Here is a 12,719-nt window from a genome sequence, read left to right on the forward strand (position 1 = left end):
GAAAAGCGACGTAATGCACATCACCCGACTACGCGGTTATATAAACCGAATACCAGCAAACCTCGGATTTCTAAGAGGCAGTTTATACATTATTCTGGCATGGCCGATTATCGGCCTGATAATAGCGACTATCATGTGGCAGTTAACCTCGTCACGTATCAACGCGGAACGAGACAGATTACACAAAAGCGGTATTGCCGAAGTCGCACTGCTTTCTGGTGCCTATGCCGAGCAACTCGCCCGACCGCTTGAGCAAATCAATCAAATTACGCTCAACCTTAAATATTATTGGCGCATCAGCGGCGGCACGCTAAAACTTGAGGAGCAAAATCGGGCTGGCTTGTATCCTCTTACCGACCGACTATATGTCACCATCGCTGATCGAGACGGCAATATCGTCACTACTACGCTAGCGAGAAAAAGAGTCAACCTCGCTCAACGAGACTATTTTCAAACGCTAAAAAATAGCGATACCGACCAATTAGTAATAACCAGCCCTTCCATTGGCGCCGGTTCCGGAAAGCTGATCGTCCGTTTCTCCCGTCGACTAACCAAAAGTGACGGTAGCTTCGACGGCATTGTCATGGTGTCGGTAGAACCTAGCTATTTTGCCAGTCCCACCGTGGATGGCGCGCTGGGAAAAGACGGGTTTCTTTCGCTGCGCACTCAGGATGGGATCGTTCTCGCAAAACGCATGGGCGCAAACATACGCGCGCGGCCCACGATATTCAAATCGCCCCCGACATTTTCGACCTTAACAGGTTTCGAATTTATAGAAAAAGATCACTTTGTGGACGGACGCGCGCGCCTTGTTGCGTGGAAAGAAATAAAAAACTTTCCGCTGATCGCCGTCGCTGGCTTGTCCGAAGATGAGTTGCAACAGCCACTGGCCGCCATTGCACGCGAGGATCGAATATTTGCTTTTGCGCGCATCTCCGGGGTGATAATTTTTATCATGATCGGCATTTTTTTTTCCTGCCGTCTGGCATGGCGCAAGCATCAGTTCACGCAAGCACGTCAGGCCTATGGTATCTCTAGCGAAGGCGGTAGCGAAGGTTTTTTTATGCTTGCATCCCAACGACGACGCACTGGCACGGTATCGGACTTTATTATTGTCGACTGCAACGAATACGGCGCGGCACTGTATGGTACTTCGAGAGGAGATTTAATTGGACGCCGACTCTCGACTCTTTACGCCGACCGCCCTTATTTCGAGGAGCTGGTGCGGACGTTCGTTGAAGCGATCAAGGATAATTTCTATGAAGATGATTTTTTGGTTCCCCCGGAATGCCCATTAAAAATGCGCTGGATTCATCGCAAAATGACGCGCTCCAATGCCGGATTGGCCCTCACACTGCGCGACATAAGCGAAAATAAGGCGCATGAAGAAGCGCTATTAGTAATGGCCAACTCCGATGCGCTTACTGCCCTGCCTAACCGCCACTGGTTAATGGGATTCTTGCCGCTAGCGATCGAACGTTCTCGCGTCGAGGAGACCACGCTCGCGCTACTATTTGTCGATCTTGATGATTTTAAAAACATCAACGATACAATGGGACACGCAGCGGGCGACGAGTTGCTTCAAGCCGTTGCGGCGCGCTTGCGCTCGGTGATACGACCATTTGATAACGTAGTACGTTTGGGCGGCGACGAATTCACTATCATTCTCGATAATCCAGAAAACACAGGCGCCGTGGCGGGCGTCAGCGAACGCGTTATTACCGCGCTTCGGAAACCGTTTCTGCTTTCCGGCCATAGCAATCACGTCATTTCCGCCTCCATCGGAATCAGTCTTTTCCCCAAAGATGGCGATGACGTCGAGACTCTGATCAAACACGCAGATATCGCCATGTATGTAGCCAAAGCAAATGGCAAAGCCAGTTATCAGTTCTTCCGCCCACAACTTTCTCAGAACCTGGTCATCAAACTCAACAACGAGCAATCCCTGCGGGAGGCGATTGATGGCAATGAATTTGTGCTTTACTATCAGCCCCGCGTGGATGCCGCGAGCGGAGAATTACGTAGCCTGGAAGCACTCGTGCGCTGGATACATCCTGTGCGCGGCCTGATACAACCCGATGAATTTATTCCACTCGCAGAAAAGACCGGATTGATCGTCAAACTAGGCGAGCTAGTCATTGAGAAAGCCTGTGCGCAGTTAGCGCTATGGAAGCAGCAAGGCGTGCCGCTGGTGCCGGTTTCAGTCAATGTCTCGTCGCCGCAATTTAATCAGGGCAATTTTGATGCGATATTTGAGTCGCACTTGATAGAACATGGGATCGACCCATCGTTCGTAGAAATCGAGCTGACCGAATCCTGCATGATGGGCGAGGACCAGGCGATATTTTCGCAGTTGGCCGCCCTAAAATCGCTCGGCGTTAAGTTGTTACTAGATGATTTTGGCACCGGCTATTCATCGCTGTCCCAACTGCAGCGACTTGATCTGGATATATTGAAAGTGGACCGGGCTTTCACTGCCAAGCTTGGCGAGAGCAAAGAAGGCGAAGTATTTTTTATGGCAATCATCTCAATGGCCCATGTACTGAATATGCGCGTCGTCGCAGAAGGCGTTGAGACCGTCGAGCAACTGCATATTCTGCAAGCCCTATCCTGCAACGAAATACAAGGCTATTATATTTCCCGTCCTGTGCCTGCGAACGAAATAGAGAGGCTAATGCATAAACGCTTTCTATTCCCCAACGACGCCATTCCGACAGAAATAAACGGGTAATGCTTGCAACACGTATGCATTTCCCGCCGTTGAAGGCGCTACCGGTTACCAGTTACTGCCTAAGACTTAAGACTCAAGAGCGCAGAGATAAAAGCTTACGAACGCGCAGCGGCATCGAACTCGCCTTTGGCATACCCTTGTGCCATACGATCGAGCGGAACGACCTTAATTTTAGAGGCTTTGCCAGCTGAACCAAACGCTTCAAAACGCACCTGACAGATATCTTTGGCCGCCGCTGTTGCATCCTTGAAAAACTTGCGCGGATCGAACTCAGCCGGGTGTTGCGCCATACTGCGACGCATAGCGCCGGTCATTGCCAGGCGAATATCGGTGTCAATGTTTACCTTGCGCACACCGTGTTTAATCCCCAGCAGGATTTCTTCTACCGGCACACCGTAGGTCTCTTTCATATCGCCACCATATTGGCGAATAATATCCAGCCATTCTTGCGGTACCGATGATGAGCCGTGCATAACCAGATGGGTGTTCGGAATCCGCGCATGGATTTCTTTGATGCGATTAATCGCGAGAATATCTCCCGTTGGCTTGCGACTGAATTTATATGCGCCGTGGCTGGTGCCAATCGCAATTGCCAACGCATCCACGCCGGTGCGTCTGACAAAATCGGCAGCCTGTGCCGGGTCGGTCAACATCTGGTCGTGCGACAAAACACCTTCTGCGCCAGAGCCATCTTCTTCACCGGCTTGACCGGACTCTAACGATCCCAGGCATCCTAATTCGCCCTCCACGGAGACGCCGATGTAGTGGGCGAAGTCGACTACCTTGCGCGTTACTTCGATGTTGTAATCGTAGGTCGAGGGTGTTTTCATGTCTTCCATTAACGAGCCGTCCATCATTACGCTGGAGAACCCGGAGCGAATGGATGCCTGACAAACGGCTGGACTGCCGCCGTGATCCTGGTGCATACAGATTGGGATGTGTGGATAGGCTTCAACGGCGGCTTCTACCATTTTGCGTAGAAAAGCTTCACCGGCATATTTGCGTGCGCCAGCGGAGGCTTGCAGGATTACCGGGCTGTCGCAGGCGTCTGCGGCTTGCATGATGGCGAGGATTTGTTCAAGATTGTTGACGTTGAAGGCGGGGAGGCCGTATTGGTGGTCGGCGGCGTGGTCTAGAAGTTGGCGTAGTGAGACTAGGGACATAGAGATCTCCTTGGTGGTTTTTTGGCGAAAATTTTAGTGAGTCAGGGTGAATTTAATTTTTTTGTTTATGTTAAGTGATTGGATTTCTCTTGGTCCGGGGGTGCGCTTAATATTGAGTATTCGAATACTTTTTTGGACTGTTTTGGTTGTGCTGTAGCCGATTTTTAAAACGGAGAAGGTCGTCGTTAAATAATTCGTTTTCTTCTCCGTGGATGCTGGTCGGGGGTGGCCCGACAGCCAGTTACTTTTTTTTGCTTCGCCAAAAATAAGTAACCAAAAAAAAGGCGACCGCAGAGACGCTGCCCTTCGGGTCCCCAAGCGTTTTAGCCATCAGTCGGGTCGAAATACCAACTCGCTACGCTCAAACATGTATTCCGACAATTCCCGCCTGATGACTAAAACACTTGGCAGCGCCAATGACGGGGTACGTCAAGGACCGCTTCAAAAGCAACCGCAACGTCAAAGGTGGCTGCGCCTGCAACTTCAAGAACAACGTCAAAGGTGGCTGCGCCTGCAACTTCAAGAACAACATCAAAGGTGGCTGCGCCTGCAACTTCAAGAACAACATCAAAGGTGGCTGCGCCTGCAACTTCAAGAACAACGTCAAAGGTGGCTGCGCCTGCAACTTCAAGAACAACATCAAAGGTGGCTGCGCCTGCAACTTCAAGAACAACATCAAAGGTGGCTGCGCCTGCAACTTCAAGAACAACATCAAAGGTGGCTGCGCCTGCAACTTCAAGAACAGCATCAAAGGTGGCTGCGCCTGCAACTTCAAGAACAACATCAAAGGTGGCTGCGCCTGCACGGTCGTCTTGTGATTTACGAGAACAACTCTGCCAATACAAAGGCTGCGGTTTTTGACGTTGACGTACCCCGTCATAGGCGTTGCCGATTATTTCGGCTGTCAGCCGGGAATTGTCGGCATACATGTTTGAGCGAAGCGAGTTGGTATTTCGACCCGACTGATAGTCGAAATAATCGGGGACCCGCCAACGGCGGGCGACGCGTCTGCGGTCGCCTTTTCTTTGGTTACTGTTCTTTTAGTCGGGGCGCCTAGCCAAGCAAAAGAAAGTGCCCGGCTGTCGGGCCGCCTCCGGCTAGCACCCACGGAGAAGTAACCGCGTTAAGCATCAACGTCCTCAAAAAAACCAATTCACCCTTCCGCCCGACGACCAAGCGCCGCAACCGCCGGCAAACTCTTCCCCTCCAAAAACTCCAAAAACGCCCCACCAGCAGTAGAAATATAATCAATCCGATCTGCAATCCCAAACGCATTTATCGCCGCAACAGTATCTCCACCACCAGCAATCGAATAAGCCGGCGACGCAGCAATCGCATGCGCCAACACCCGCGTACCTTCTGAAAACGCCGCAAACTCAAACACCCCAACCGGCCCGTTCCAGACTATCGTTCCCGCCGTCTGTAAGGTACGTGCCAATGCAGCCGCACTATCCGGCCCAATATCAAAAATCAGATCATCAACCTCAACCTCGTTGATCGATTTAATCGTCGCCGGTGCATCGGGAGAAAACCGTTTAGCACACACTACGTCAGTCGGCAACGGCACTCCCGCACCACGCGCCTGCATTTTTGCGATGATCAGACGCGCTTCATCGACCAGATCGGCCTCAGCCAACGACTTTCCGATGGGCGAACCCTGAGCCAACAAAAACGTATTTGCGATCCCGCCACCAACGATTAACAGGTCTACCTTTTCAGCCAGTGCGTTCAAAATAGTAAGTTTGGTCGACACTTTGGAACCTGCAACGATTGCCACTAACGGCCTCTTCGCATTTGCTAACGCGGCCGTAAGCGCGTCCAGTTCCGCCGCCATCAAAGGTCCGGCGCAAGCGATCTTTGCGAAGTGCGCCATGCCTTCTGTGCTGGCTTCGGCCCGATGTGCCGTACCGAACGCATCGTTAACATAAATATCGCACAGTCCTGCCATGGTTTTGGACAAGGCCGCTGAATTGCTCTTTTCACCGACATTACCCCGACAATTTTCCAGCAAGACGATTTCACCATCCGCCACAGCGAATTCGCTATCGATCCAATTTTTGACGAGTCGGACCGGTTGACCCAAATGCTGGCTCAGTGCAGCGGCGATTAATGACAATGACTCCAACGGTTTCAACTCCCCTTCCGTTGGCCGCCCTAAATGCGACGTCACCATCACGCGCGCGCCAGCGTCAGCAGCAAAGCGCAATCCCGCCAATGCTGCACGGATGCGGGTATCGTCCGTAATGTTGCCCGCTTCATCCACCGGCACGTTCAGGTCCGCACGGATGAACACTCGCTGGCCAACTAAGTCAGTGGAGGAGAAATCGGTCAGTTTTTTGAATAGCATGTTGCAGCTCGCTTTGCATGTTGGTTCGTGCGGCCGTCTGTTGAGCGACCTCCGCGGCATCGCTATCGAGGGTCCATGACGGAACAATGTTATCGCGTCGTTCAGGTCTCACATACCGGTGCTGGGACTGACAATTGTTGCGCCAACTCCAAAAGCGAATCTATAAATCCATCACATTTCAGCGCGCTCAGTCCAGCCGGGCCAGGATAACCGTAATTAACGATATACACCGGCATGCTTGCAGCGCGGGCGGACGCAACGTCAGATTCTGAATCGCCCACCATCACCGCCCGTTCCGGCAGCGTCCCCATCACCTCGCAAGCGTGGTAAAGCGGCTCAGGCGCTGGCTTCATAAATGGCAACGAGTCGCCGCCCACCAACACATCAAAATAGCCGTCAAGCCCAGCTATTTGCAGCAATGGCTCGGCCAGTGCAAACGGTTTATTGGTGACGCATCCCAATCGAAAACCGGCCTCTTTCATGGCGATCAATCCCTCATGCACGCCAGGAAATACAAAGCCGAAGTGACCGTTTGTTTCCCGATAATGCCGATAAAAAATGGCGCATGCATCGGCGTCCGGAATAGTGGTGATCTTTGCCGCAATGAGTACGCGGTGCACCAGATTAGGTACACCCTTTCCGATAAAATCGCACACTGTCTGGTATGGCAATGCCTCAGCCTTCAGATCGTTCAGCATGCGACTGACCGCCTCAAAAATGTCTGGCGCTGTATCTATCAAGGTACCGTCCAAATCGATTAAAACTGAACGTTGCGATGTGTTAATCTGTTCCATTACGATTCCTTGATGACTGCCAGCGCACGTTCTACCATATGCTCAGGCGTGAGTTTAAAGTGCGCATACAACTGCTCTGCAGGCGCCGATTCGCCAAATGTATCGATACCCATGGCGCTGCCGCTTTCCCCTACAATTGCCCGCCAGAACCAGGTCACCCCGGCCTCAATACTGACCCTTGGAATGCCATCCGGCAGCACATGTTTTCTGTACATTGCATCCTGTGCATAAAAGGCCTCTACGCAAGGCATCGATACTACGCGTACCGCAATCCCTGCGTTGCTCAATTGGACGGCGGCGGCGGCGGCGATCTCGACTTCCGATCCGGTCGCGATCAACACTACCTGCGGCGTTGACAATCCCGATAGGGTCTCGCTCAGAACATAACCGCCCTTTGCTGCATCACTAATCTGTGTAGTACTGCGTGAAAACGGTGTCAATGCCTGTCGCGACAAAATCAGGCAGGTCGGGCCGTCCGTACGCGAGATGGCCGCTTGCCACGCGATGGCTGTCTCGACGCCGTCACACGGACGCCAGAGTCGGTTATTCGGTATCAGACGCAAGCTGGCGGCATGTTCAATCGGTTGGTGGGTCGGTCCGTCTTCGCCCAGACCAATCGAGTCATGCGTGAGAACGTGAATCACGCGTTGCTTCATCAGCGCCGCCATCCGAATCGCATTGCGCGAATAATCGGAGAAGGTCATGAAGGTCCCGCCGAATGGGATAAAACCGCCATACAGCGCCATGCCGTTCATCATCGCGGCCATGCCAAACTCACGCACGCCATAACTCAGATAATTGCCACTCCCGTGATGATTGACCCATACCGATGCCTTGACATTGGTGAGGTTAGAGCCGGTTAAATCAGCCGAGCCACCGAAGAACTCTGGCAAGGTGGCACTAATATGTTCGAGCACAATTTGCGAAGCTTTACGGGTCGCTACTTTCTTCTGCAAATCGCCATCGGCGTGCACTAACTGAGAGAAAACTTCGGTCAGATTGGCAGGTAAAGTTCCCCCCATACGTCGCAGTAACTCACCCGCCAACGCCGGATGTTCCGCCTGATATGCGGAAAATAGTTCGTTCCATTCGGCCTGACGCGCCGCGCCTGTGGTACGCGCATCCCAAGCTTTTGCAATATCGGACGGCACCTCAAAGGGTCCTGCGGTCCAGCCTTTTTGTGCGCGCATTGCAGCAATTTCGATGGCACCCAATGGCGCGCCATGCACGTCATGTCCACCCGCTTTAGTTGGGGCGCCTTTACCAATCACGGTCTTGCAACAGATCAACGTCGGCTGGCTATTTTGCGATTTAGCCTGACGAATAGCGAGGTCAAGCGCGTCCACGTCATGGCCATCCACCGCAGCAATCACGTTCCAGCCATAGGCGGCAAAACGTTTTGGCGTATCGTCCGCAAACCATCCGGCGACGTTGCCATCGATGGAAATACCGTTATCGTCATAAAAGCAAATCAGCTTGCTCAGACCTAATGTACCGGCGAGTGAGCTGACCTCATGACTGATGCCCTCCATCATGCAACCGTCGCCGACGAACACGTAAGTGTGGTGATCGATGACCACGTGCCCCGGACGATTGAAGCTGGCCGCGAGCATTTTTTCTGCCAGCGCCATGCCGACCGCATTGGATAAACCCTGACCCAACGGACCGGTCGTCGTTTCTACACCCGGGGTGACTTCCACCTCTGGATGGCCTGGCGTTCTGGAATGCATCTGGCGGAACTGTGCCAGTTCTTCCATCCGCAAATCGTAGCCGGTCAAATGCAAAAGGGAATAAAGCAGCATCGAGCCGTGGCCGTTGGACAGGACGAAACGATCGCGGTTTAGCCATTTTGGGTCGGCCGGATTATGCCGCAAGTGCCCGCGCCATAAAACGTCGGCGATATCGGCCATGCCCATTGGTGCGCCGGGATGACCGGACTTGGCTTTTTCTACCGCGTCGGCTGCTAAGAAACGCAAAGCGTCTGCCGGTGTCGCCGTCGTCGCTGTAATTTTTTCTGGTGCATTCATGATGATTCCTCGGTCAGAGTAAGCTTGCTGCACGTTTTTTACGTTCCATCATCCGCAGGATAAAAGGCGTAAAAATCAATTGCATCGCCAGTTCCATCTTGCCGCCGGGAACCACGATCGTATTGGCCCGTGACATAAACGAGTCATTCACCATATTGCGCAAATACTGAAAATCAATGCCTTTAGGATTAGCAAAGCGAATCACGACCAGACTTTCATCAGGGGCCGGAATTTCTCGCGCAATAAATGGATTGGATGTATCGACACACGGTACCCGCTGAAAATTGACGTGTGTGTGCGAAAACTGCGGACAGATGTAATTTACATAGTCAGGCATACGTCGCAGGATGGTGTCAGTCACCGCTTCAGTGGAGTAACCGCGCTTGGACTTATCGCGCCATAACTTCTGGATCCATTCCAGATTGATGACTGGGACGACGCCGATCAGCAAATCGGGATGTTGCGCGATATTAACTTTATCGGTCACTACGCCCCCGTGCAGGCCCTCGTAGAACAACAAGTCATTGTCGGCGGAGAGGTCCTCCCATGGAGTAAAGGTGCCCGGGTCTTGCTTGTAAGGCGCGGCTTCTTCTACATCATGCAAATATTTACGACGGCGTCCGGTGCCAGTCTTGGCATAGTTGGCGAACAACGCCTCCAACTCAGGAAAGAGGTTGGTATCCGGGCCGAAATGGCTAAAATTATTGTCGCCGCGGGCCTCTGCAGCCGACAGTTTTATTTTCATCTCGTTGCGATCATAGCGATGGAAACTGTCCCCTTCGACGATAACGGAACGAACATTTTCACGCCGGAAAATATTTTCAAAGGTACGGGTGACTGAGGTAGTACCTGCCCCGGAAGAACCGGTTATCGCGATGATTGGATAGCGTTCAGACATGATGGTCTCTCAAATAAGGGGTGAGCATTGAGCGGGTTACACAGCAAATCAGGCGCGCAAATCACGTGCGCTATAAGCTACGCAACTAAGGTACGTAACTAAGCTGGAACCCGGAACAGACTACGTTCGTTAAACAGTGGACTCGGCATATCATCAGTTTGCGGCGCATTGTGATAGGCCTGAATCCGGTCTACCTCGTTACGCGATCCAAAGATCAGACCGATGCGCTGATGCAGCGAGGTCGGCTGAACTTCCATGATCGACTGACGACCGGTACTTGCCCTGCCGCCCGCCTGCTCCATCAGGAAGCCGATCGGATTAGCTTCATACAATAAACGCAGACGACCGGATTTGCTCGGATCCTTGGTATCGCGCGGATACATGAACACGCCGCCACGCATCAAGATACGATGGGCCTCAGCCACCATGGAGGCGATCCAGCGCATATTAAAATCCTTGTCGCGCGCACCGCTTTTGCCTGCCACGCATTCATCTACATAGCGCTTGATCGGCTCTTCCCAAAAACGGCTGTTAGAGGCATTGATCGCAAACTCGTTGGTATCCGGGGGAATCTGCAAATCGGGATGGGTCAGCATGAACTCGCTCAGATTAGGGTCGAGCGTAAAGCCGTTAACGCCGGTTCCTACCGTCAGTACCAACATGGTTGACGGGCCGTAAATCGCATAACCTGCGGCGACTTGCTGCGATCCGGGCTGCAAAAAATCCTCTTCTTTTACATCCTCAATGCCATCTGCCGCACGCAATACAGAAAAAATGCTACCAACCGATACGTTAACATCAATGTTTGATGAACCATCCAGCGGGTCAAACACCAGCAGGTATTTTCCTTTCGGATATTGACTAGGAATTTGATACGGCAATTCCAGTTCTTCGGAGGCCATGCCCGCCAGTTGACCACCCCATTGCGTGACGTGCAAAAAGGTATCATTGCTCATGATGTCCAACTTTTTTTGCGTCTCGCCCTGGACGTTGACTGAGGCGTCCGCGCCCTCGGCGCCGGCAGCATTACCAAGCATCCCGCCCAGAGCACCAAAAGCCACCGCGCGTGCGATGCTTTTACACGCCAGCGCGACGTTCAAAATAAGACTGTTGAAATCGCCGCTGGCATCTGGAAAACGCCGACGCTCTTCGATTAAGAACTGGGTTAATGTCGTGCAATGTTGGGTTAAAGGCATGGTGATCTCCAAAAATTTTAATTTTTTATAGTTGCGTCAACTGCGTACGCAGTTGCTGCATGATCGTTCGATAACCCTGATCAGCGTCGGGCGCGCCAAACACCGCACTGCCAGCCACAAAGGTATCTGCCCCGGCCCGTTGAATGGCGTGGATGTTATCAACCTTGACGCCGCCGTCCACCTCCAGCCAGATGTCCTGTCCGCCAGCGGCGACATGGGCATCAATGCGAGCGCGGACTGCCTTTAATTTAGTGAGCGTGCTGGGAATAAATTTTTGTCCGCCGAAGCCTGGATTGACGCCCATGAGAAGAATGATATCGAGCTTGTCCATGACGTAATCCAGCACATCGAGCGGTGTCGCCGGATTGAATACTAACCCGGCCCGACAACCATGCTCGCGAATCAGACTTAGTGTACGGTCAACGTGCCGGCTAGCCTCGGGATGGAAAGTGATGATATTTGCCCCAGCCTTTGCAAATAAAGGTATTAATGCGTCTACCGGTTCGACCATCAAGTGCACGTCAATCGGAATCGTTACATGCGGCCGGATCGCCTCGCACACCATTGGGCCCATAGTAAGATTAGGGACGTAATGATTATCCATTACATCAAAATGGATCAGGTCGGCACCGGCGGCTTGGATGGCGCGCACTTCTTCGCCGAGACGGGAGAAATCTGCTGACAAGATCGATGGCGCAATGCGTAGCCCAGAAGCTTGCACTATATTTGCAGCGGGTGGCGTGTTGTGGATGGTCATGTCATGCCGCCTCAAAAAGTGTACCGTTATGCCAGCGACGCAAAGCCGCCAGGTCAACCCAGCGCTGGTCGGCACCGGGAACGTGTTGTAACATCGGTTGATCAGGATCACCGAGATGCGGCAGAACCAGCATAGCATCGGTGAACTGCTGTCCTGACGTGTAGGCACTTGGCGTGATCAGGGTCGGGATACCTGCTGCACGGGCAGCACGCAAGCCGTTTTCGGAGTCCTCGAAAGCCAGACAATCGGCACCGGGCAATCCAAGCGCCTGCAATGCCGCAAGATACACGTCCGGGGCGGGCTTTTTCTTCTGGACCGTAGAGGCGTCGCATACTGCAACAAACAGATGCCGCCAGTCGGTTCCAAAAGATGAGCGCAGCAGGGCATCGATATTTGCCGGTGTAGTAGTGGTCGCAATCGCCATTGGCATGCCGGTTGCATGCGCCTCAAGAATCAATCGCTGCACTCCCGGGCGCATCCCCAGCTTGCCGCCACAAACCATGGCTTCGTAATGTTCGGTCTTGATGGCATGTACTGCGTTGATGGTTTCTTTTACTTTGTGACCGCCGGATTCGTCTGGATCAAGAATGTTCCAGTAATGCAAAAGCCGTTCCTTACCGCCCGCCACGTCAAGCAAACCGGCGTATAGGGTTTCGGTCCAGTACCAATCCAGACCGACATCCACAAACGCCGCATTGAACGCGTTACGGTGTGCTTCCTCGGTATCGGCTAACGTCCCGTCCACATCAAAAATCAACGCGCTCAAGGAACCTGGAGTTGCGGCTCCCCATACTTTTGCCACGCTC

At 52.8% G+C, this 12,719-nt stretch carries 10 protein-coding genes; 1 reads left to right on the forward strand and 9 read right to left on the reverse strand.

Going from position 1 to position 12,719, the window contains the following annotated elements; genetic code table 11:
* Positions 1–13: 13 nt before the first annotated feature.
* Positions 14–2,731, forward strand: coding sequence for a bifunctional diguanylate cyclase/phosphodiesterase (locus HAV38_RS07355; protein ID WP_245182251.1), 2,718 nt, complete (start codon positions 14–16; stop codon positions 2,729–2,731).
* Positions 2,732–2,826: 95 nt separating this feature from the next.
* Here the strand turns inward: HAV38_RS07355 and fba are convergent, their stop codons facing one another.
* The 9 genes from fba to HAV38_RS07400 all read right to left on the reverse strand — a co-directional run bounded on the left by fba (position 2,827) and on the right by HAV38_RS07400 (position 12,679).
* On the reverse strand, positions 2,827–3,894 hold the full coding sequence (fba, locus tag HAV38_RS07360; RefSeq protein ID WP_168053963.1) for a class II fructose-bisphosphate aldolase: 1,068 nt from the start codon (positions 3,892–3,894) through the stop codon (positions 2,827–2,829).
* 395 nt (positions 3,895–4,289) lie between these two features.
* On the reverse strand, positions 4,290–4,823 hold the full coding sequence (locus HAV38_RS07365; protein ID WP_168053965.1) for a hypothetical protein: 534 nt from the start codon (positions 4,821–4,823) through the stop codon (positions 4,290–4,292).
* A gap of 224 nt (positions 4,824–5,047) precedes the next feature.
* A complete protein-coding gene (locus HAV38_RS07370; protein WP_168053967.1) occupies positions 5,048–6,241 on the reverse strand; it encodes a phosphoglycerate kinase in 1,194 nt (397 codons plus the stop codon).
* Positions 6,242–6,342: 101 nt separating this feature from the next.
* Positions 6,343–7,035 (reverse strand): phosphoglycolate phosphatase, encoded by a 693-nt coding sequence (gene gph / locus HAV38_RS07375; RefSeq protein WP_168053969.1) that lies wholly within the window; start codon positions 7,033–7,035, stop codon positions 6,343–6,345.
* A complete protein-coding gene (tkt, locus tag HAV38_RS07380; protein WP_168053971.1) occupies positions 7,035–9,062 on the reverse strand; it encodes a transketolase in 2,028 nt (675 codons plus the stop codon). Before tkt ends, gph begins: the two co-directional genes overlap by 1 nt.
* Before the next feature lie 13 nt (positions 9,063–9,075).
* Positions 9,076–9,960 carry a phosphoribulokinase gene (locus HAV38_RS07385; RefSeq protein WP_168053973.1) on the reverse strand — a complete coding sequence of 295 codons (885 nt, stop codon included), beginning with the start codon at positions 9,958–9,960 and terminating at the stop codon, positions 9,076–9,078.
* 98 nt (positions 9,961–10,058) lie between these two features.
* On the reverse strand, positions 10,059–11,156 hold the full coding sequence (locus HAV38_RS07390) for a class 1 fructose-bisphosphatase (RefSeq protein WP_168053975.1): 1,098 nt from the start codon (positions 11,154–11,156) through the stop codon (positions 10,059–10,061).
* Between the two features lie 25 nt (positions 11,157–11,181).
* Positions 11,182–11,913, reverse strand: a complete 732-nt coding sequence (rpe, locus tag HAV38_RS07395; protein ID WP_168053977.1) for a ribulose-phosphate 3-epimerase — start codon at positions 11,911–11,913, stop codon at positions 11,182–11,184.
* Between the two features lies 1 nt (position 11,914).
* Complete coding sequence (locus tag HAV38_RS07400) at positions 11,915–12,679, reverse strand: HAD family hydrolase (RefSeq protein ID WP_168054206.1); 765 nt, start codon at positions 12,677–12,679, stop codon at positions 11,915–11,917.
* Between the last annotated feature and the right edge of the window lie 40 nt (positions 12,680–12,719).

The organism is Glaciimonas immobilis (genome assembly GCF_011947285.1).
Taxonomy (GTDB): Bacteria; Pseudomonadota; Gammaproteobacteria; order Burkholderiales; family Burkholderiaceae_D; genus Glaciimonas; species Glaciimonas immobilis.